The following is a 19,394-nucleotide window of genomic DNA, read 5'->3' as shown; positions in this document are numbered from 1 at the left end:
AACTCACGATGAACGAACAGGAAGAAATAGAAAGTCTGGCGATCCTGATCCGCGATCTGCGCAAGCATCGCAAGGTCACGCTCAACGATCTCGCGGAGCGGATCGGCCGCTCGGTCGGTTTTCTGTCGCAGGTCGAACGCGGGCTGTCGCGTCCGACCGTCGCCGATCTCACCGCGATCGGCGAGGCGCTCGGCGTGCCGACCACGTACTTCTACAGCCTCAGCAAGCCGCGCAGCGTGCCGTGGGTCACGCGGCCCGACGAACGCCGCACCGTGTATTACGCGGCCGGCATCACCGACATCCTCGTCTCGCCGAACATGCGTTCGCGCTTCTCGGTTCTCGAAAGCCATCTGGCGCCCGGCGCGAACAGCGGCGAGCGCCCGGTGGACGACAGCGACGAGCAGGGCGGCTTCGTGCTCGAAGGCGAGCTGACGATCTGGCTGGACGGCGACGACACGCCCGTCACGCTCGGCCCGAACGACGCGTTCCAGCTGCCCGCGCACAAGCGGTTCCGCTACGCGAACCTGGGCGACGTGCCGGCGCGCGTGATCTGGGTGTTCACCTGAGCGATTGCATGCGGCCGGCAGGTCCTGCCGCATGGCGGTTGCCCGTTACGCAGTACCGATTGACGGCTGCATGCGACGTGCCGCATGCCGATGAAGCGGTTCGCCGCGCCGCGGCGCCGCATACATGGAAAGGATTGAGACATGGCTGACGTCGTTCCCGCGCTGGTCGATGAAGTGCGCGCATTTCGGCACGCGTATCCCGAGATCCGTTATGTCGACCTGATCTGCCTCGACCTGCCGGGCCATTTCTACGGCAAGCGCTATCCGATCGATGCGCTCGAGAAGGTCGCGACCGGCTCGCTGCTGAAGCTGCCGCAGAACTGCGTGCTGCTCGGCACGCAGGGCGGGCTCTACAAGATCGGCGACTACTGCTTCAACGACGGCGACCCGGACGCGCCGCGCCGGCTGATTCCCGGCACGCTGAAGCCGGTGCGCTGGGAGCGGCAGCCGCTCGCGCAGATGCTGATCAGCTCGGACGGCACCGACGCGCCGATCGAGTTCGAGCCGCGCGAGGTGCTCGCGCGCGTGCTGCGACGATTCGCGGCGCGCGGCATCCGGCCGGTCGTCGCGTTCGAGCTGGAGTTCTACCTGTTCGCCGCACAGCTCGCCGACGGCATGCCGCAGTATCCGCGCGACCGCCTGAGCGACGACGCCGACGATCAGCCGAACATGCACATCGAGCGTCTGTCGCGTTTCTCCGACGTGCTGCACGAGATGGTGGAAGCGGCGCGCGAGCAGGGCGTCGACGCGACCGTGATCACCGCGGAGCTCGGGCCCGGCCAGTTCGAGATCAATTTCGGCCACAGCGACGACGCGCTGCGTGCGGCCGACTGGTCGGCGCTGTTCTGTCGCAGCACGCGCGGCGTCGCGTTGCGGCACGGCTATCGCGCGAGCTTCATGGGCAAGCCGTACCTGCATGCGCCCGGCAGCGGGATGCACGTGCACGTGAGCCTCTACGACGAAGCTGGCCGCAACGTGCTCGCGGCCGACGATCAGCGGCCGCTGCGGCACGCGGTGGCCGGCTGTCTCGCGCTGCTGCCGCATTGCATGCCGGTGTTCGCACCGAATCACAACGCGTTTCGCCGCTACGGGTCGATGGTGAACGCGGCGAGCCGCGCGAGCTGGGGCTTCGAGGATCGCGACGCGTGCCTGCGGATTCCGGAGTCCGATGCGCGCAATCTGCGCATCGAGCATCGGCTCGCGAGTGCGGACGCGAATCCGTATCTGGTGCTCGCGGCGATTCTTACCGGCATCGAGCATGGGCTCGACGCGCGGCTCGAACCGATCGCGCCGCTCAACGACGATCGCGGCAGCGGCATCGACTTCCCGAAGGAGATGCTGTCGGCAGTCGCCGCGATGCAGGATCATGCGGCCGTGCGCGATGGGCTCGGCAGCGAATTCGTGATGGTGTACTGCGAGAACAAGCGGCAGGAAGAGCTGGATTTTCGCAACGAGATCGGCGCGCGCGAGTATCGCTGGTTTCTGTGAGCGCGGCGCGATGACGGTCCCGCGCCGCGACCGAGGCGTGGCACGGCGCGGAACCGGGGCAACGCTCAGTCGCCGAGCTTCGCCGTGACGCAGCCGGTGCTCGTGCACTCGCGTTCGCGTTCGCGCAGGAACGTCAGCCGCGATTGCGTCGCGTCGATCGCGCATTGCAGGTTCACGAGGTAGCCGTCGTCGCGCGTTTCGCTGCAGCGGTCGTCGCGCTGCTTCATCCACGCGAGCTGGCCGGACTTCAGCTTGGCCTGCTGGTCGCCGCTCAACTGCTTGCGCAGGCGGCCGTATTGGTCGTTGAGTTCGCGGTCGAGCTGCGAAAACTCGTTGCTGCTGCAATACACCTGGTCGAACGCGCTGCGCGGTTTCCCGCAACCGGCCGCGTGCGCCGCGAACGGCACGGCGAGCGCGAACAGCGCGCAGGATGCGAGCAGATTCTTCTTCTTCATCGTAGTGCTCCTCACTGGGTAAAACCGTTGAAAGCGGGCGGCCGCGTCTTCAGCGGGCCGCCGTACATGCGTCGATGCCGCCGGCGATCGCCGCGCCCAAACGCTGGATCGTGTCGCGCTGCGCGAGGCGCTTTTCCTCGTCGGGATTGACGATCACGCCGGCTTCGACGAGCACGGCCGGAATCGGCGCGGTGCGCAGCACGACCAGATCGTCGAAGCGGTGGATGCCGAGCTGCGGATCGATCAGCGGCCGGTTCTCGCCCTTGATCGGCTGCGCGTGATACAGCGATGGCCGTTCGCCGGCCGCGAGCAAGTGCTCGGCGATCGACTTCGCGCAGCGCAGGCTTTCCGCGTAGTGCGGATTGCGCTCCGACACGAACACCGCGAACCCGTGGAATTCGCGCTGCCGCCCCGCGTCGATGAACTGCTGCTGCATCGAATCGTGATGGATCGACACGAACAGGTTCGCATCGGGCGCCTGCGTCGAGCGCTGGTCGAGCGCGATCTCGCGGCCGTCGGCCGACGTGCGCAGCACGCGGTCGCCGTGGGCGATGAGCGTGTCGGCGACGGCGGTGGACAGATCCAGGTTGTAGCGGTATTCGACGCGGCCGCTCGCGCCGGTCGCGCCCGGATGGGCCGGCGTATGGCCGGTGTCGACGACGATGTAGCGGGCGGACGGCGGCGGCGCGTCGGGGCCGGCGGCGCGGGCCGCGCCAGGCACGAGCGGCGCAGCCAGCAGCGGCATGCACGCGAGCAGGCGCGCAACGGCGCGCGTGGACGAACGAAGGCGTCGAACGGTTCGGTTTGTCATTGTTGTCGTCGAGATGGGCATCCGGCGCGTCGCATCCCCGTCGCGCCGACGGCCTGCTCAAGCAGTCGGAATGTGGCGCGATTATAGCGGCTGCGTGCGGCGAGGCAATGACCGAATGCGCGGCGGCGCACGCGTGCTCGGCGCGGCAACGTGGGTGCCGCCGCGGGCCGCGTCAACGGCAAGCGGTGCGGATCGGACGAAGCCGCCGTCGCGCCGCATTGCGCTCGAGTCGAGCGCGCGCTCGATTGATTTTCGCGGCGAATTCTCCTACGATTGCGTCCATGCCTTCGGGACAGACCCGAAGCGTTTCAATCTCTTGAGGGAGCCTCATGAGTACGCAACAGAACCGGCGCTTCGACGCGCTCGTTTTCATTGGTCGTTTCCAGCCTCCGCATCGTGGTCACCTGAACTTGCTGAAGTCGGCATTGAGCCGCGCCGAGCGCGTATGCGTGCTGATCGGTTCGACCGACAAGCCCCGCACCGTCAAGGATCCGTTCTCGTTCGACGAGCGTCGCCAGATGCTCGCGTCGTTGCTCGACGCGTCCGAACGCGAGCGCGTGACGATCGCTGCCGTGCAGGATTCGACGTACAACGACGGCGACTGGGTGCGCTGGGTGCAGGACGCCGTGGCAAGCGCGCTCGGCGACGTCGCGCAGCGCAAGGTGGGCATCATCGGCCACGAGAAGGACCCGACGTCGTATTACCTGCGGATGTTCCCGCAATGGGAGTTCGTCGACGCCGATGCGTCCGAAGACATTTCCGCGACCGACATCCGCGACCACTATTTCGCGGAACGCACCAACAGCTTCGTGCAATGGGCGGTGCCGGAGCCCGTGTTCGGCTGGCTCGAGCGCTTCCGCACGCAGCCTGAATTCGCGCAGCTGAAGGCCGAGGCCGAGTTCATCGCCGCGTATCGCAAGGCGTGGTCGGCCGCACCGTATCCGGTCACGTTCGTGACGGTCGACGCGGTGGTCGTGCACTCGGGCCATATCCTGCTGGTGCGCCGGCGCAGCGAGCCGGGCCGCGGGCTGTGGGCGCTGCCGGGCGGCTTCGTGAACCAGGACGAGCGGCTCGATGCGGCGTGCATCCGCGAGCTGCGCGAGGAGACCGGCCTGAAGCTGCCGGAGCCCGTGCTGCGCGGCTCGATCAAGGATCGTCAGGTCTTCGATCATCCGACGCGCTCGCTGCGCGGCCGCACGATCACGCACGCGTGCCTGTTCAATTTTCCGACCGGCGAGCTGCCGCGCGTGAAGGGCAGCGACGACGCCGACAAGGCGCGCTGGGTGCCGCTCAACGAATTCGCGCAGATGCGCAACGTGATGTTCGAGGATCACTTCGACATCGCGTATCACTTCCTGGGGAAGCTGTGATCCGCTGATTCCCCGGATACCGGTCCGCCGCGACAGACGCGGCGGCACTTCAACGGCCTAGAGGAGCTCTAGCCATGCAAGATCGTTCCGGCGGCTTTGCCGCAGTTCTCGCCAATCCGATCCTCAACACGGATTCGTACAAGGCTTCCCACTTCCTGCAATATCCGCCCGACGCGCAGGCGATGTTCTCCTACGTCGAATCGCGCGGCGGCCGCTACGACCGCACGTTGTTCTTCGGCCTGCAGATGCTGCTGAAGGAGTATCTGTGCCGGCCCGTCACGCACGCGATGATCGACGAGGCGCGCGATTTCTTCGCGGTGCACGGGCTGCCGTTCAACGAGGACGGCTGGCGCCATATCGTCGAGCGCTACGACGGCTTCCTGCCGGTGAAGATCCGCGCGGTGCCCGAAGGCTCGATCGTGCCCGTGCACAACGTGCTGATGACCGTCGAATGCGACGATCCGAAGGTGTTCTGGCTCGCGTCGTATCTGGAGACGATGCTGCTGCGCATCTGGTATCCGGTGACGGTCGCGACGCGCAGCTGGCATCTGCGGCAGACGATCCGCCGCTTCCTCGAGAAAACCGACGACGATCTCGCGCAGTTGCCGTTCAAGCTGCACGACTTCGGCGCGCGCGGCGTGTCGAGCGCCGAGTCGGCTGCGCTCGGCGGCGCCGCGCACCTGGTGAGCTTCATGGGCTCGGATACCGTGCTCGGCGTGCTCGCCGCGAACCGCTTCTATCGCGAGCCGATGGCCGCGTACTCGGTGCCGGCGGCCGAGCACAGCACGATCACGTCGTGGGGCCGCGAGCACGAGGCCGATGCGTACCGGAACATGATCGAGCGCTTCGGCCTGCCGGGCGCGATCGTGTCGGTCGTGTCGGATTCCTACGATCTGTTCGCCGCGCTCGACATGTGGGGCGGCCCGCTGCGTCAGGCGGTGCTCGATTCGGGCGCGACGCTCGTCGTGCGGCCCGACTCCGGCGACCCGGTGACGATCGTGCTGCAGACGGTGCGCGCGCTCGACGCGTCGTTCGGCTCGAGCGTGAACGGCAAGGGGCGGCGCGTGCTCGACCACGTGCGCGTGATCCAGGGCGACGGCGTCGACGAGCAGTCGATCGAGGCGATCCTAGCCGCACTCGACGACGCCGGCTACGCGGCCGGCAACGTCGTGTTCGGAATGGGCGGCGCGCTGCTGCAGCGGGTCGATCGCGACACGCAACGCTTCGCGATGAAATGCTCGGCGATCCGGCGCGGCGACGTTTGGAACGACGTCAGCAAGGATCCCGTCACCGATCCGGGCAAGCGCTCGAAGCAGGGGCGGCTCACGTTGCTGCGCAATCGGCGCACGGGCGAATACCGGACGGTGGCGCTGCCGGTCGCATGGGACGATCGCGCGCTCGAAGGCGAGTGGGACGATGCGCTCGAGACGGTGTTCGACACCGGGCGGATGCTCGTCGATGCGACGTTCGCCGAGGTGCGGGCGAGGGCGCACGCGGCCGAGGTGTGAAGGTCGGCGTCGGGGCGCTGGTTCGCCCCGACATGCGCCGCGACATGCGCCGCGACGCCGGCGAGCGTCATCGTTCGCCGGCCAGCGTGGACCCGCCGTGTTCCGCGCGCCGTGCCGCGTCCATGGCGCGCGCGAGCGCATCGAATACCGCCGGCCCCTTGCAGCGCGATACGTTGAAGCGCATGAACGACGTCGCGCTGCGCGACGCGCTGAACACGTCGCCGGGCGCGAGCACCACGTCATGGTCGAGCGCATGGCGCGCGACGCGCGCCGCATCGAGCCCGTCCGGCAGCGCCGCCCATACGAACAGACCGCCGCGCGGCTCCGTCCAGATCCGGAGCCCCGCGCGTGCGAGCCGCCGGATCGTTTCGCCCATCGCATCGGCCAACTGCGCGCGCAGGCCGTCGAGATGCCGCCGGTACGTGCCGTCCACCAGCAGCCGATGCACGACGTTGGCGCCGATCTGCGCGTTGCCGAACGACGTCGCGAGCTTCAGGTCGACCAGCGCGTCGATCCATTCGGGGCGCGCGGCGACATAGCCGCAGCGGATCGCGGCCGACAGCGTCTTCGAGAAGCTGCCGATCGACACCACGCGCGACAACCCGTCGAACGCCGCCAATCGCGGTGCGGGCGTGCTTTCGAAGTCCGCGAAGATATCGTCCTCGACGATCAGCAGCCCGTGCTCCGCCGCCAGCGTCAGCAGCCGATGCGCAACGGGCGGCGCGAGCGTTGCGCCGGTCGGGTTGTGCAGCGCGGCGTTGGTGATGTACAGGCGCGGCCGGTGTTCGGCGAGCGCCTGTTCGAAGCGCGCGAGATCGGGGCCGTTCGGCGTGTACGGCACGCTGACGATGCGCGCACGATGCGCGCGCAGCAGCGCCTGGAAGTTGAAGTAGCACGGATCGTCGAGCACGACCGTGTCGCCCGGCTCGAGCAGCAGCCGGCACACCAGATCGAGCGCGTGCGTGCCGCCGTCGGTCAGCATGATCTGCGCGGGCTCCGCGTGGACGCCGTGCTGGGCGAGGCGCCACGCAAGCTGCTGACGCAGCGCGGGCAGCCCGAGCGGCGTCGCATAGTCGGTCAGCGCATCGGGTTCGTCGCGCGACACCGCGCGCAGTGCGCGGCGCAGACTCTCGTCCGGCAGCCACGACGACGGCAGCCAGCCGCAGCCGGGCTTCACCGAGCCCGGCGCCGCCTCGAGCGCCTGGCGCGACAACCACAGCGGATCGAGCTCGCGATCGAGCCGCGGGCCGAGCTCCGCGAGCGCGAGCGGCGGCGCATGGCCCGCCACGTAGAAGCCCGAGCCGCGCCGCGCGACGAGCACGCCCTCGCTCGCGAGCCGCTCGTACGCATCGACGACGGTCGATTTCGACACGCCCAGCGCGTCGGCCATCATCCGGATCGACGGCACGCGCGCACCGGGCATCAGCGCGCGGCTCGCGATCCGCGCGCGCAAGGTGTCCATCACGGTTTCCACGCGGGTGCGCGAGGGTGCGGGCGCGGTGGGCAACGGGGGAATCGGCACGGCACGGCTCATGGCTGAAAAGAACTGTACGGACGGTTGTTCAGTACAGTTTGGCGGAATTGTATTGGGCTGTAGCTTACGCGCTTTTCGCGCGCGGCGGATCATCGGTGATCTCCATTCGACGATCAGGATTTCCCGTGCAAAAGACCACCGACGGATGGCTCAGCGGCCTGCTGGGCGTGATCATCTTCAGCGGCTCGCTGCCCGCGACGCGCGTCGCGGTGCAGGGGCTGGATCCGCTGTTCCTCACGTTCGCGCGCGCGACGATCGCCGGCGTGCTCGGGCTGATCCTGCTCGTCGCGTCGAAGCAGAAGCGGCCGACGCGCGCCGAGACCGCCTCGCTCGCCGTGGTCGCGCTCGGCGTCGTGGTCGGCTTTCCGCTGCTGACGGCGCTGGCGCTCAAGCACGTGACGTCCGCGCACGCGATCGTGTTCGTCGGGCTGCTGCCGCTCGCGACCGCGCTGTTCGGCGTGTGGCGCGGCGGCGAGCGGCCGCGGCTGCCGTTCTGGATCTTCTCGCTGGTCGGCAGCGGCGCGGTGGCCGCGTTCGCGCTGCGCAACGGCGGCAGCGCGTCGGTGGTCGGCGATGCGCTGATGCTCGCGGCGATCGTCGCGTGCGGGCTCGGCTATGCGGAAGGCGCACGCCTGTCGCGTCAGCTCGGCGGCTGGCAGGTGATCTCGTGGGCGCTCGTGTTGTCGCTGCCGGTGATGCTGCCGCTCGCCGCGTTCACGTGGCCCGCGACGTTCGACGGCGTCGACGCCGCCGCGCTGTGGGGGCTCGCGTACGTGTCGCTGTTCAGCATGCTGATCGGCTTCGTGTTCTGGTATCGCGGCCTCGCGCTCGGCGGGATCGCGGGCGTCGGCCAGCTGCAATTGCTGCAGCCGTTCTTCGGCTTCCTGCTCGCCGCCGGGCTGCTGCACGAGACGGTGCCGCCGTCGATGCTCGTCGTGACGGCGGTCGTGGTCGGCTGCGTGGCCGGCGCGAAGTACTTCTCGAAGATGGCGCCGGTGCAGCGCGCGGGCTGACGCGTGACTGCGCGGCGGCGGGTCAGACGACGACGTTCAACGATCGCCGCGAGCGCAATCGCCTGACAACGATACGGCCGCGCATGCCGGTAACGGCATTGCGCGGCCGTTGGCGTTCGGCTCGCCGAACGCGGCGCGGGCGCGGATGCGGATGCGGGCGGCGCGCGTTACTCGAAGGTCTCGAGCGCGAGCAGTTCGCCGATCGTCTGCCGGCGGCGGATCAGCCGCGGCGTGCCGCGATCGACGAGCACTTCCGGTGCGAGCGGCCGGCTGTTGTAGTTCGACGACATCGACGCGCCGTATGCGCCCGCATCGTGCAGGAACAGCAGATCGCCGATCTGCGGCTGCGGGAGCTTGCGGTGCGTGACCACGCCGCCCGCGTCCTGCGTGAACACGTCGCCGGACTCGCACAACGGGCCGGCGATCGCGATGTCGACGAGCGGGCGGCCGGCCGGCAGCGTGCCGTCCGGCGCGTGCACCGACACCGCGTGGTAGCTGCCGTACATCGACGGACGCATCAGGTCGTTGAAACCCGCGTCGATCAGCACGAAGTCGTGCTGCGGCCGACGGTTCACGGCCTGCACTTCGGTGACGAGCGTGCCGGCCTCGGCGACGAGGAAGCGGCCCGGTTCGATCTCGATGCGCACCGCGTGGCCGAGATGCCGTTCGATCCGCTTGCGCGCGGCATCCCACTGGTTGAAGTAGTGACCGACGTCGACGCGCGGCTCGCCGTCGCGATACGGAATCGACAACCCGCCGCCCGCCGAAATGGCGTCGATGTCGTGGCCGAGCGACGTGACGAGATCGACCATCGCGTCGCACACCTGCGACAGGTGGCCGTAGTCGACGCCCGAACCGATATGCATGTGGATGCCGACCAGTTTCAGCCCGTAGCGGCGCACGATCTCGATCGCGTGCGGCACGTCGTCGATCCAGATGCCGTGCTTGCTCTGCGGGCCGCCGGTGTTGGTCTTGTTGCTGTGGCCGTGGCCGAAGCCGGGGTTCACGCGCAGCCACACGCGATGGCCGGGCGCATGCTCGCCGACGCGCGCGAGCATGTCGAGCGACCCGGCGTTCACCGTCACGCCGTGCTTCAGCACGGCCGCGAGCGTCGGACGGTCGATCAGGTCGGCGGTGAACACGACGCCTTCCGGCTCGCCGGCCGGGCTGAAGCCGGCCGCGAGGCTGCGCTCGATTTCGCCGAGCGACACGGCGTCGACGCACGCGCCTTCTTCGCGCATCAGCTTCAGGATATGCAGGTTCGAGTTCGCCTTCTGCGCATAGCGGATCACGTCGAACGGGCGCAGTTGAGCGATGCGTTCGCGAATGACGTCGGCGTCGTACACCCACAGCGGGGTGCCGTATTGCTGCGCGAGCGTCGCGAGCTGGCGGGAATCGAGGGACATGGCGGTGGATCGGTCGAATGAACGGATAGCCGCAATGATGCGCCGGATCATCTATACAGTAAAATGCCTGTTTATATGTATTCGATTCATTCCTGATATATTGGTGGCCATGCTGACACACCGGCACATCGAGGTCTTCCGCGCGCTGATGGTCACCGGCAGCACCACGCGCGCGGCCGAAATGCTTTATACGTCGCAGCCGACGATCAGCCGCGAGCTCGCGCGGATGGAGCAGGCGGTCGGCTTCGCGCTGTTCGAGCGCTCGCACGGCCGGCTGCGGCCGACGATGGCCGCGCTCACGCTGTTCGACGACGTGCGGCTCGCGTATGTGGGGCTCGAGCGCGTCGCGGCGACGGCCGCGCGGTTGCGCGAGTTTCGCGACGGCCAGCTGTCGGTGATCGCGCTGCCGGCGTTCGCGCATGCGATTCTGCCGGGCGCGTGCCGGCGTTTTCACGACGCGCATGCGGGCGTCAGCGTGTCGGTCGCGACGCAGGAGTCGCCGGTGCTCGAGGAGTGGCTGACCGCGCAGCGCTACGACCTCGGCTTGACCGAGCACGACGTCGCGCCGGCCGGCACCGTGCTCACGCCGCTGCTCGAGGTCGACGAGGTCTGCGTGCTGCCCGACGGCCATCCGCTGCTCGACAAGCAGGCGATCGATCTCGCGGATCTCGCCGATCGCCCGTTCGTGAGCCTGTCGCTGAACGACCCATACCGGATCCTGATCGACGAGGCATTCGCGCAGCTCGGCGTCGCGCCGCGTTCGGTAGTCGAGACGCCGTCGGCCGTGTCGGTGTGCGCGTTCGTGCGGCAGGGGCTCGGTGCCGCGATCGTCAATCCGCTGACCGCGCTCGATTTCGTCGGGCGCGACCTGCATGTGCGGCCGCTCACGCGTTCGTTTGCGTATCGCGTCAGCGTGATCCTGCCCGAGCATCGGCCGAAGAACCTGCTGGTCGATGCGTTCACCGACGCATTGCGCGACGAAGCGACGGCGATCCGCAGCCGGCTCGCGGCCTTGCCGGGTTAGTGCGCGGGTAGCGCCGGCCGTATGATGGACGTTTCGCTGCATGCAGCCTCGCTTCGACGGAACCCGCGATGACCGACACTTCTTCGTTGCCCGCACAACCGACGCTCACCGGCGAGCACATCGTGCTGCGGCCACTCGCGCTATCCGACCGGCAGGCGCTGCTCGATGCGGCGGCGGACGGGGAGTTATGGAATTTGAAGGTCACGGTCGTGCCGGACGAACGCACGGTCGACGCGTATCTCGACACCGCGCTGCAAGGCCGCGCGGCCGGCACGGTGATGCCGTTCGCGATCGTCGAGCGGCCGTCGGGCCGCGTGATCGGCAGCACGCGCTTCTGGAAGATCGACCGCAACAATCGCAAGCTCGAAATCGGTCATACGTGGCTGAGCGCATCGGCGCAGCGCACGCGCGCGAATACCGAAGCGAAATGGCTGCTGCTCGCCTACGCATTCGACACGCTGCAGTGCGTGCGCGTGCAGTTCACGACCGACGAATTGAACGAGAAGTCACGCGCCGCGATACTGCGGCTCGGCGCGAAGCAGGAAGGGATCGTGCGTCACGAGCGGATCATGCCCGACGGGCGCAAGCGCAACTCGGTGCGCTTCAGCATCATCGACGACGAGTGGCCGGCCATCCGCGATCGGTTGAAAGCGAAGCTCGCGACCTGACGCTTGCCGTGTAGCGTCCGGTGATGCGCGTCGCGTGGCGTTGCCCGAGGGGAACGGCGGCGCGACGCGCGGGGATTCGGCATGCCGCCGCGCACGGCGCGCGGCGGTGCGTCGCGTTACTGCGCCGACGCGAGGTGATGACGCTGCGCGAGCTTCTGCGCGTCCGCGTAGTGCGCCTGCAGGATCGGCAGCGCCTGACGTGCGACTTCCTTCAGCTTCGCATCGCGGCCCGACGCGATTTCGGCCTGGAATGCCGAGATCGTCTTCTGCTGGCCGGCGAGCGCGACCTGCTCGATGTACGCCTTGTCGAACTCGGCGCCGCGCAGATTCTTGATGCCGTCGAGCACGGCGCGGTCGGGATCGTTGGCCGGCACGTCGACGCCGCGCGGGCTCGCGGCGCGCATCGCCTGGATGATCTTTTCATCGTCGGTCGACACGCGTTGCGCGAACGCCTTCACCTGGCTGTCCGACGTGCGCGAATCGGCGATGCGCGCGGCGTCGTGCTGGGTCGACACGGTCTTCGTGCCGTCGGTGATGAAGGCCTGGTCGGCTTCGTGGATGCGCGCTTGCGTCGTCGCGGCCGGCGCGGACGCCGACGGCTGCGCCGTTTGCGCGGTCGCCGTCACGGCGACGAGAAGCAGGCCAGCGGCAGACAGTGCAACGCGCGTGACTTTGGGAAAGCGGTTCATGGGACCTCCTTTCTATCGGGGCTCTGTTCAATGGACGGATCGCGTGATCCGCTGCTGTTGCGAGAGGCCGGGGCGCGGCCCGGGCCGGGCTCGAGCGCCGCTCTGCCGAGGCGGCTGTCGAAGTGTTTCCCGGCCCGACCGATTCTAGGAGAGCGTCTGCGTCGCAGGTGCAACCGCGCTGTGGTTTGTGTAACGGATGGTAAGACGAATGGAAGGGCTCGCGAGCGTGCAGGTAGCGGCTACCTGCGGCGCGCTTTCATGGCGGCAAAATTTGCGTGCCTGACGTGCATCGGCCCGGCCGCGCTCGGCGCGCGTGTCATCGGCGTGTCATCGTCGAATCTGCAACGCGGCGCGTGAACACGCGCCGCGCCGCTATACGCGATCGAGCAATGCGTCGAGGCTCGGCAGCAACGGTGTGTCGCAATGCGGCTGCAATGCGTGCGGCGTCGTATAGCCCCACGCGACGCCTTGAAATGCGATGCGCGCGCGGCGCGCGGCCTCGGCGTCGCGGATCTCGTCGCCGACGTACAGCACGTCGGCCGGTTGCACGCCTGCTTCACGCACCAGCGCACGCAGCCTGCGCGCCTTGCCGAACAGCGGAATGCCGCACGCAAACGTATCGACGCGGCCGCTCGCATGCGGGCCGAGCCGGTCGCGCACGACGTCCTCGCTGTTCGACGTCGCGATCGCGATGCGGATGCCGCGCGCGGCGAGCGCGTCGAACGTGGCGGCGACGCCGGGGAACAGCTCCACCTGCGCGAGGCGCGGGCGCATCAGCCGGCGCACGTCGAGCGTCACGCGCGGCACCTTCCAGACGGGCACCTCGAGGGCGCGGATGATCTCGCGCGCGGACATCCCGCGCAGCGCCGGCCGCAGCTCGGGCGTCGCGTCGCGAAAGCCGTGCAGGCGCGAGGCGTCGGTCAGCGCCGACAGGAAACAGTCGAGGGAATCGGCGAGCGTGCCGTCGAAGTCGAATGCGATGAGTCGATAGGGCATGAAACGGTGCGGGATATTCATCGAGCGGCCGACGATAGCACCGAATCGGAAGCGCTGCTGGGCGGTTTGGCCGCGACGCGCGGGCCACGGCGCACCTCGCGCCGCAGCCCTTCGCTGCGCGGCCGGGCTGCTTGCCGCTCGTCCGGGCGCGCGCTATCGTGGCTGCTCCGCCCGCGACTCCCGGAGACCGACGTGCCCGATATCCCGCCCGCCACGCTGAGAATTTCCACCGACAAGCGCGAACTCGACGTCGACGCGATCTTCGAGTTCCTGCATCGCGACGCGTACTGGTCGCAGGGCATCCCGCGCGACGTCGTCGAGCGTGCGATCGAAGCTTCGCTGTGCTTCGGCGCCTACGTCGACGGCCGGCAGGTCGGCTTCGCGCGGCTCGTGACCGATCACGCGACGTTCGCCTACCTGTGCGACGTGTTCGTGCTGCCGCACGCTCGCGGCAACGGCTACGGCCGCGCGTTGATCGACTACGTGTTCGCGCAGCCGATGTTGCAGGGCCTGCGCCGCGTCATGCTCGTGACGACCGATGCGCACGCGCTGTACCGGCCGGTCGGCTTCGAGCCGCCCGCGCATCCCGAGCGCATCATGGAGATTCGTCGCCCCGACGTGTACGCGAAGCGCTGACGCGCGGGGCGAACGCATGCGGCGCGCGGCGCATACAATACGCGCTTTCGTCTTGCAGAAGGAACGCCCATCATGACCGAACAGGAAGCCGAACAGCTCGCCACCCATCGCCACTACAAGGGCGGCCTCTATCGCTATATCGGCGTCGCGCGCCATTCGGAAACGGAGGAAGCGGTGGTCGTGTACGAGCACCTGTGGCCGCATGCGCGCGGCCTGTGGGTGCGCCCGGAAGCGATGTTCAACGAGAACCTGCCCGACGGTACGCCGCGCTTTCGCAAGCTGCGCGACTGATCGCCCACCGATAAGCCCGGCCGAGCCGCGCGTCAGCCGCCGCGGCGTGCGCCGTGCGATGCGTGGTCGCGCATCGCCATCGCGAAGAAACGCCGGATCTCGTCCATCAGCTCCGCGCGTGCCGACGCGAAGTCGAATGCGCGCCGGTTTTCCTGCGCGTGCACGCGCCGCCACTCGTCGGCCGCGTGGCGCGCTTCGCGCGCGCGCAGCGCATCGAGCTCGGGCGTGCGCAGCGCGTGATCGGCGATCAGCGTGACGCCTTCGCGGCTCACTTCGAGCACGCCGCCGGCCACCAGAATGCGGCGCCGCTCGCCGCTCGGCGCATCGACGAGCGTGACGACGCCGGGCCGGATGCGCGTGAGCAGCGGCGCGTGGCGCGGATAGATCCCGAGCTCGCCACTTTCGCCGGGGACGACGACGAAATGCGCGTCGCCCGAATACAGCACGTTCTCGACGCTCAGGATGTCGAGCTTCATCGACGTGTCCATCGTCGCCTCCTTCACTCGTTCAAACGGCCGCCGCGCCCGCGACGATCTCGCACAGCTCGGTGGTGATCTGCGCCTGCCGCGTCTTCTGGTAGAGCCGCCGCAGGTCGCGCAGCACGCGGTCCGCGTTGTCGGTCGCGGTCTGCATCGCGAACATGCGCGCGCATTGCTCGCACGCGTCGTTCTCGACGACGGCCTGGTACAGCATCGATTCGACGTAGCGCAGCAGCAGCGTCTCGACCGCCGGTCGCGGCGCCGGTTCGTACAGATAGTCGGACGACACGCTCTCGCTTGCCGGCGCGGCGTCGTCGGGCGTGGCGAGCGGCAGCAGCATGTCGATGCGCGGCTCGTACGCGAGCGGGCTCGTCAGACGGTTGTAAGCGATGTACACCGCGTCGAGTTCGCCGTCGACGAACGCGGTCAGCGGCACGAGCAGCGCGCCGAGCACGGTGTCGAAATGCGGTTGCGCGGCGAGGCCGCCCGAGCGCGCGACGATGGTCGCGCCGTGACGCATCATCGGCTGCAGCCCGCGCGCGCCGATCACGCTCAACTCGCACGCGATGCCGTCGTGCTCCCATCGTTCCAGCGCATCCAGGCATTGCACCAGTAGCCGCGCGTTCAGCGGCCCGCACAGCCCGCGGTCGGTGCTGACGACGATCAGCCCGACGCGCCGCACCGTTGCGCGTGGCGTCATCAGCGTCGAGCCGTAATCGGGCCGGTCGCGCAGCACGCGTTCGGCGATCGCGCGCACGCGCTCGGCATACGGCCGGAAGTCGCGGGCGCGCCGCTGCGCGCTCGCCATTTTGGTCCGTGCCATCATCTCCATCGCCTTGGTGATCTGGCGCGTGGACGAGGTGCTGGCGATTTTCGAGCGAATTTCGCGGATGTGCATGGTCGGCAAGGAAGGGGATGCGAGGCAGGACGCGCCGCGTATGCAGGCGGGCTGCCATCGGTGCGTCATGGTGCGATTTCATGCTATCGGGACTTCACCTGAAACGATTGATACGGGTCAAACAATCGTCTGCGGATTCGCACCAGAATCGGTTCACGCGTTCCTTCACGAACCTTCACGAGAGGCAGTCATGTCCGACTCCCGGCAGCATCAGAAATACGACGCGCTGATCGCGCGATGCCGTACGGTGCGGCCGGTGACGGTCGCGGTCGTCCATCCGTGCGACGAAGTGTCGTTGCGTGCGGCCGTCGATGCCGCGCAGGCCCGCATCATCACGCCGGTGCTGGTCGGCCCCGCCGCGCGCATCACGGCGCTGGCCGCGACGATCGGCGTCGACGTGTCGGGCTTTCGGCTCGTCGATGCGCCGCACAGTCACGCAGCGGCCGCGTTGGCCGTCGCGCTCGTGCGCGCGGGCGACGCGCAGGCGCTGATGAAGGGCAGCCTGCACACCGACGAGCTGCTCGAAGAAGTCGTGCGGCCCGATACCGGGCTGCGCACGCAGCGGCGGTTGAGCCACGTGTTCATCATGGACGTGCCGACCTACTACAAGCCGCTGTTCATCACCGATGCGGCCGTCAATATCCGGCCGACGCTCGAGCAGAAGGCCGACATCGCGCAGAACGCGATCGATCTCGCGCATGCGCTCGGCATCGCGCAGCCGAAGGTCGCGATCCTGTCGGCGGTCGAGACGGTCAGCTCGAAGCTGCCGTCGACGGTCGATGCGGCCGCGCTGTGCAAGATGGCCGAGCGCGGCCAGATCACCGGCGCGCTGCTCGACGGGCCGCTCGCGCTCGACAACGCGATCAGCCCCGAAGCCGCGCGCCTCAAGCATCTGTCGTCGGCTGTCGCCGGCGACGCCGACATCCTGCTCGCGCCCGATCTCGAAGCCGGCAACATGCTCGCGAAAGAGTTGACGTTCCTCGCCAACGCCGATGCGGCCGGCATCGTGCTCGGCGCGCGCGTGCCGGTGATCCTGACGAGCCGCGCCGACAACGAGCGCACGCGGCTCGCGAGCTGCGCGATCGCGGCGCTGGTCGCGGATGCCGCGCGTGGCGCGGGCGTGCCCGCGGCCGTGGTGTCGCCGGCATCGGCCACGCCGGCCGAGGCGGCGGTGCTGGCGTCGGCGCAAGCCGCATCACGGTGAAGGAGGCGGCGATGCGGCATCCGGTGCTGGTTCTGAACGCAGGCTCGTCGAGCCTGAAATTTTCGGTGTACGACACGCGTGACGACCGGTCGCTCGACGCCGGCGTGCATGGGCAGATCGACAGCCTGCACGTCGCGCCGCGTCTCACCGTGGTCGATGCGCACGGCGTGCTGCTCGCCGATCGCGCGGTCGCACGCCCCGGCCATCATGCGGCGATCGAAGCGCTGCACGCGTGGTTCGCCGATCACGTCGGGCGCGAGGCGGCGTTCGACGGCGTCGGCCACCGCGTCGTGCACGGCGGCCCGTACTTCACCGCGCCGGTGCGGATCGATGCGCGCGTGCTGGAGACGATCACGTCGCTGGCGCCGCTCGCGCCGCTGCACCAGCCGCATCATGTCGATGCGATTCGCGCGGTCGCCGCGGTCGCGCCCGAGCTGCCGCAGGTCGCCTGTTTCGACACCGCGTTCCATGCGACGATGCCCGCGCTCGAGCGCGAATTTGCGCTGCCGCGCGCGCTCACCGAACAGGGCATCGTGCGCTACGGCTTTCACGGGCTGTCGTACGAATATGTGTCGGGCGTGCTCGCGGAACTCGATCCCGCGTGGCGGCAGCGCCGCACCATCATCGCGCATCTCGGCAACGGCGCGAGCCTGTGCGCGCTCGAGCAGGGCCGCAGCGTCGCGACGACGATGGGCTTCACCGCCGTCGACGGGCTGCCGATGGGCACGCGCACGGGCAGCCTCGACCCCGGCGTGATCCTGTATCTGCTGCGACACGACGGGCGTTCCGTCGATGACGTCGAGCATCTGATCTATGCGGAATCCGGGCTGCTCGGCGTGTCGGGCGTGTCGAGCGACATGCGCACGCTGCTCGCGAGCGATGCGCCTTCGGCCGCGCATGCGGTCGAGCTGTTCGCGTATCGCGTCGCGCGCGAGATGGCCGCGCTGGCCGGCGTGCTCGGCGGCGTCGATACGCTGGTGTTCACCGCGGGCGTCGGCGAGCATGCGCCGCGCGTGCGCGAGCTGATCTGCGCGCGCGCCGCGTGGCTCGGCATCGCCGTCGACGCAAGCGCGAACGCGGCCGGCCGCGCGGTGATCTCGACCGACGCGTCGCGCGTGACGGTTCGCGTGATGCCGACCGACGAGAATTTGATGATCGCGCGTCACACGCGCCGCGTGCTGGACGGCGCGGTATTTTCTCCTTCGACCTCGAGCGCCTCACTATCCCGATGAAATCCACTCACCGACCCGCGACGGCGTCGCTGCCGATCTTCTGGCCGATGGCGGCCGCCGCCACGCTGTTCGAAGCCGGCTCCGAACTCACTGCCCGCAATCTGCGATTCGTCGCGGAGGAGGAGAAGCTGCACTTCGGCCAACGTCCGGCGCTCGCCACGGAGAACCGGCCGCTGCTCGAGCTGCGCACGATGATCTTTCGCGACTACTCGACGGCGCAGCCGCAAGGGCTGCCGACGATCGTCGATGCGCCGTATGCCGGCCACAGCGCGATGATCGCCGATTACCAGCCGGGGCAGAGCCTGATGCAGACGCTGCGCGAGCACGGCGTCACGCGGCTCTACCTGACCGACTGGCGTTCGGCGACCGAGGACATGAAGGATCTCGAGATCGACCAGTACCTTGCCGAACTGAACGTGTGCGTCGACGAGCTGGGCGGGCGCGTGAACCTCGTCGGGCTGTGCCAGGGCGGCTGGATGTCGGCGATGTACGCGGCGCGCTTCCCGCACAAGGTCGCGAGCCTCGTGCTCGCGGGCTCGCCGATCGACACGGACGCGGGCGACGGCCCGATCAAACAGATGGCGCATACCTATCCGCTGTCGTTCTACGAGGAGCTCGTTGCGATGGGCGGCGGCCTGATGCGCGGACGCTTCATGCTGCGCGGCTGGAAGAACATGCATCCCGACCAGCATTATCTGGCCGACCACGTCGATCTCTACGAACATCTCGACGACCCGGATTATCTGCGCAAGCGCGAGATATTCGCGAGCTGGTACGAGAGCCCGATCGACCTGCCGGGCCGCTGGTATCTGCAGGCGATCCAGCAGATCTTCAAGGAAAACCGGCTCGCGCGCGGCACCTTCGTTGCGCTGGGCCGCACGCTCGACCTGAAGGACGTGCGCTGTCCCGCATTCCTGCTCGCCGGCGAAACCGACGACATCACGACGCGCGAGCAGGTGTTCGGCGCGCAGCAGTATCTCGGCACGCCGGCGGAGCAGGTGACGAGCCGGCTCGTGCCGGGCGGCCACATCGGGCTGTTCATGGGCTCGCGCACGTTGAAGGACACGTGGCCGGGGATCGCCGCGTGGATCGCGCAGCAGCGTTGATGCAGGCGGTTGGCGCGGCG

General features: G+C 68.7%; 20 protein-coding genes. 12 read left to right on the top strand and 8 right to left on the bottom strand.

The genetic code is table 11. The annotated features are described in order from the left end of the window. Window positions 1-8: 8 nt before the first annotated feature. Both MYA_RS23865 and MYA_RS23860 read left to right on the top strand, forming a co-directional pair. Window positions 9-566 (top strand): helix-turn-helix domain-containing protein, encoded by a 558-nt coding sequence (locus MYA_RS23865; protein ID WP_011882642.1) that lies wholly within the window; start codon window positions 9-11, stop codon window positions 564-566. A 141-nt stretch (window positions 567-707) separates the two neighbouring features. Next, window positions 708-2,054 carry a glutamine synthetase family protein gene (locus MYA_RS23860; RefSeq protein ID WP_011882641.1) on the top strand — a complete coding sequence of 449 codons (1,347 nt, stop codon included), beginning with the start codon at window positions 708-710 and terminating at the stop codon, window positions 2,052-2,054. A 65-nt stretch (window positions 2,055-2,119) separates the two neighbouring features. On the opposite strand, the gene MYA_RS23855 is transcribed toward MYA_RS23860, so the two are convergent. Then, complete coding sequence (locus tag MYA_RS23855; RefSeq protein ID WP_014725429.1) at window positions 2,120-2,509, bottom strand: lysozyme inhibitor LprI family protein; 390 nt, start codon at window positions 2,507-2,509, stop codon at window positions 2,120-2,122. 49 nt (window positions 2,510-2,558) lie between these two features. Continuing rightward, a complete protein-coding gene (locus MYA_RS23850; RefSeq protein WP_034194542.1) occupies window positions 2,559-3,320 on the bottom strand; it encodes an N-acetylmuramoyl-L-alanine amidase family protein in 762 nt (253 codons plus the stop codon). A gap of 329 nt (window positions 3,321-3,649) precedes the next feature. Here MYA_RS23850 and MYA_RS23845 point away from each other — a divergent pair, with 329 nt between their 5' ends. Together MYA_RS23845 and MYA_RS23840 are read left to right on the top strand one after the other, a co-directional pair. After that, window positions 3,650-4,690 carry a bifunctional nicotinamide-nucleotide adenylyltransferase/Nudix hydroxylase gene (locus tag MYA_RS23845; protein WP_011882638.1) on the top strand — a complete coding sequence of 347 codons (1,041 nt, stop codon included), beginning with the start codon at window positions 3,650-3,652 and terminating at the stop codon, window positions 4,688-4,690. A gap of 74 nt (window positions 4,691-4,764) precedes the next feature. Then, window positions 4,765-6,198: a nicotinate phosphoribosyltransferase gene (locus tag MYA_RS23840; protein WP_014725427.1), complete on the top strand. Its 1,434-nt coding sequence runs from the start codon at window positions 4,765-4,767 to the stop codon at window positions 6,196-6,198. Between the two features lie 67 nt (window positions 6,199-6,265). On the opposite strand, the gene MYA_RS23835 is transcribed toward MYA_RS23840, so the two are convergent. After that, on the bottom strand, window positions 6,266-7,732 hold the full coding sequence (locus MYA_RS23835; RefSeq protein WP_041494218.1) for an aminotransferase-like domain-containing protein: 1,467 nt from the start codon (window positions 7,730-7,732) through the stop codon (window positions 6,266-6,268). A 125-nt stretch (window positions 7,733-7,857) separates the two neighbouring features. On the opposite strand from MYA_RS23835, the gene MYA_RS23830 reads away from it, so the two are divergent. Further along, on the top strand, window positions 7,858-8,745 hold the full coding sequence (locus MYA_RS23830) for a DMT family transporter (RefSeq protein WP_034194546.1): 888 nt from the start codon (window positions 7,858-7,860) through the stop codon (window positions 8,743-8,745). A gap of 167 nt (window positions 8,746-8,912) precedes the next feature. Here the strand turns inward: MYA_RS23830 and lysA are convergent, their stop codons facing one another. Continuing rightward, window positions 8,913-10,151: a diaminopimelate decarboxylase gene (gene lysA, locus MYA_RS23825; protein WP_014725424.1), complete on the bottom strand. Its 1,239-nt coding sequence runs from the start codon at window positions 10,149-10,151 to the stop codon at window positions 8,913-8,915. Between the two features lie 109 nt (window positions 10,152-10,260). Between lysA and MYA_RS23820 the strand changes: the two genes are divergently transcribed. After that, the gene (locus MYA_RS23820) at window positions 10,261-11,175 is read left to right on the top strand and encodes a LysR family transcriptional regulator (protein WP_041494217.1); all 915 of its coding nucleotides are present in this window, start codon (window positions 10,261-10,263) and stop codon (window positions 11,173-11,175) included. 68 nt (window positions 11,176-11,243) lie between these two features. Next, window positions 11,244-11,843: a GNAT family N-acetyltransferase gene (locus tag MYA_RS23815; RefSeq protein ID WP_014725423.1), complete on the top strand. Its 600-nt coding sequence runs from the start codon at window positions 11,244-11,246 to the stop codon at window positions 11,841-11,843. 116 nt (window positions 11,844-11,959) lie between these two features. Here the strand turns inward: MYA_RS23815 and MYA_RS23810 are convergent, their stop codons facing one another. Together MYA_RS23810 and MYA_RS23805 are read right to left on the bottom strand one after the other, a co-directional pair. Then, window positions 11,960-12,532: a DUF4142 domain-containing protein gene (locus MYA_RS23810; RefSeq protein ID WP_014725422.1), complete on the bottom strand. Its 573-nt coding sequence runs from the start codon at window positions 12,530-12,532 to the stop codon at window positions 11,960-11,962. 372 nt (window positions 12,533-12,904) lie between these two features. Continuing rightward, complete coding sequence (locus MYA_RS23805) at window positions 12,905-13,528, bottom strand: HAD hydrolase-like protein (RefSeq protein ID WP_034194550.1); 624 nt, start codon at window positions 13,526-13,528, stop codon at window positions 12,905-12,907. 192 nt (window positions 13,529-13,720) lie between these two features. Here MYA_RS23805 and MYA_RS23800 point away from each other — a divergent pair, with 192 nt between their 5' ends. Both MYA_RS23800 and MYA_RS23795 read left to right on the top strand, forming a co-directional pair. After that, window positions 13,721-14,164, top strand: coding sequence for a GNAT family N-acetyltransferase (locus tag MYA_RS23800; RefSeq protein WP_014725420.1), 444 nt, complete (start codon window positions 13,721-13,723; stop codon window positions 14,162-14,164). A 72-nt stretch (window positions 14,165-14,236) separates the two neighbouring features. Next, window positions 14,237-14,455, top strand: coding sequence for a DUF1653 domain-containing protein (locus MYA_RS23795; RefSeq protein WP_009687837.1), 219 nt, complete (start codon window positions 14,237-14,239; stop codon window positions 14,453-14,455). 32 nt (window positions 14,456-14,487) lie between these two features. Here the strand turns inward: MYA_RS23795 and atpC are convergent, their stop codons facing one another. Next, on the bottom strand, window positions 14,488-14,943 hold the full coding sequence (atpC, locus tag MYA_RS23790; RefSeq protein WP_011882628.1) for an ATP synthase F1 subunit epsilon: 456 nt from the start codon (window positions 14,941-14,943) through the stop codon (window positions 14,488-14,490). Between the two features lie 19 nt (window positions 14,944-14,962). Then, on the bottom strand, window positions 14,963-15,832 hold the full coding sequence (atpG, locus tag MYA_RS23785) for an ATP synthase F1 subunit gamma (protein WP_014725419.1): 870 nt from the start codon (window positions 15,830-15,832) through the stop codon (window positions 14,963-14,965). On the opposite strand from atpG, the gene MYA_RS23780 reads away from it, so the two are divergent. The 3 genes from MYA_RS23780 to MYA_RS23770 are packed head-to-tail and all read left to right on the top strand — an operon-like array spanning window position 15,825 to window position 19,374. Continuing rightward, complete coding sequence (locus MYA_RS23780; protein ID WP_308726569.1) at window positions 15,825-17,036, top strand: phosphate acetyltransferase; 1,212 nt, start codon at window positions 15,825-15,827, stop codon at window positions 17,034-17,036. The genes atpG and MYA_RS23780 overlap by 8 nt on opposite strands. 11 nt (window positions 17,037-17,047) lie before the next feature. Then, entirely contained in the window at window positions 17,048-18,268 is a 1,221-nt protein-coding gene (locus MYA_RS23775) for an acetate/propionate family kinase (RefSeq protein WP_014725418.1), read from the top strand. Continuing rightward, entirely contained in the window at window positions 18,265-19,374 is a 1,110-nt protein-coding gene (locus MYA_RS23770; protein WP_011882624.1) for an alpha/beta fold hydrolase, read from the top strand. Before MYA_RS23775 ends, MYA_RS23770 begins: the two co-directional genes overlap by 4 nt. Window positions 19,375-19,394: the final 20 nt, after the last annotated feature.

It is taken from the genome of Burkholderia sp. KJ006 (assembly GCF_000262695.1).
Lineage (GTDB): Bacteria > Pseudomonadota > Gammaproteobacteria > Burkholderiales > Burkholderiaceae > Burkholderia > Burkholderia vietnamiensis.
This window is presented reverse-complemented; position numbering and strand designations above follow the sequence as displayed.

Excerpts from the sequence above, each read along its gene's own strand:
- MYA_RS23865 (WP_011882642.1), top strand. The coding sequence starts at position 9 with ATGAACGAACAGGAAGAAATAGAAAGTCTGGCGATCCTGATCCGCGAT.
- MYA_RS23860 (WP_011882641.1), top strand. The coding sequence starts at position 708 with ATGGCTGACGTCGTTCCCGCGCTGGTCGATGAAGTGCGCGCATTTCGG.
- MYA_RS23855 (WP_014725429.1), bottom strand. The coding sequence starts at position 2,509 with ATGAAGAAGAAGAATCTGCTCGCATCCTGCGCGCTGTTCGCGCTCGCC.
- MYA_RS23850 (WP_034194542.1), bottom strand. The coding sequence starts at position 3,320 with ATGACAAACCGAACCGTTCGACGCCTTCGTTCGTCCACGCGCGCCGTT.
- MYA_RS23845 (WP_011882638.1), top strand. The coding sequence starts at position 3,650 with ATGAGTACGCAACAGAACCGGCGCTTCGACGCGCTCGTTTTCATTGGT.
- MYA_RS23840 (WP_014725427.1), top strand. The coding sequence starts at position 4,765 with ATGCAAGATCGTTCCGGCGGCTTTGCCGCAGTTCTCGCCAATCCGATC.
- MYA_RS23835 (WP_041494218.1), bottom strand. The coding sequence starts at position 7,732 with ATGAGCCGTGCCGTGCCGATTCCCCCGTTGCCCACCGCGCCCGCACCC.
- lysA (WP_014725424.1), bottom strand. The coding sequence starts at position 10,151 with ATGTCCCTCGATTCCCGCCAGCTCGCGACGCTCGCGCAGCAATACGGC.
- MYA_RS23820 (WP_041494217.1), top strand. The coding sequence starts at position 10,261 with ATGCTGACACACCGGCACATCGAGGTCTTCCGCGCGCTGATGGTCACC.
- MYA_RS23815 (WP_014725423.1), top strand. The coding sequence starts at position 11,244 with ATGACCGACACTTCTTCGTTGCCCGCACAACCGACGCTCACCGGCGAG.
- MYA_RS23810 (WP_014725422.1), bottom strand. The coding sequence starts at position 12,532 with ATGAACCGCTTTCCCAAAGTCACGCGCGTTGCACTGTCTGCCGCTGGC.
- MYA_RS23805 (WP_034194550.1), bottom strand. The coding sequence starts at position 13,528 with ATGCCCTATCGACTCATCGCATTCGACTTCGACGGCACGCTCGCCGAT.
- MYA_RS23795 (WP_009687837.1), top strand. The coding sequence starts at position 14,237 with ATGACCGAACAGGAAGCCGAACAGCTCGCCACCCATCGCCACTACAAG.
- atpC (WP_011882628.1), bottom strand. The coding sequence starts at position 14,943 with ATGGACACGTCGATGAAGCTCGACATCCTGAGCGTCGAGAACGTGCTG.
- MYA_RS23780 (WP_308726569.1), top strand. The coding sequence starts at position 15,825 with ATGTGCATGGTCGGCAAGGAAGGGGATGCGAGGCAGGACGCGCCGCGT.
- atpG (WP_014725419.1), bottom strand. The coding sequence starts at position 15,832 with ATGCACATCCGCGAAATTCGCTCGAAAATCGCCAGCACCTCGTCCACG.
- MYA_RS23775 (WP_014725418.1), top strand. The coding sequence starts at position 17,048 with ATGCGGCATCCGGTGCTGGTTCTGAACGCAGGCTCGTCGAGCCTGAAA.
- MYA_RS23770 (WP_011882624.1), top strand. The coding sequence starts at position 18,265 with ATGAAATCCACTCACCGACCCGCGACGGCGTCGCTGCCGATCTTCTGG.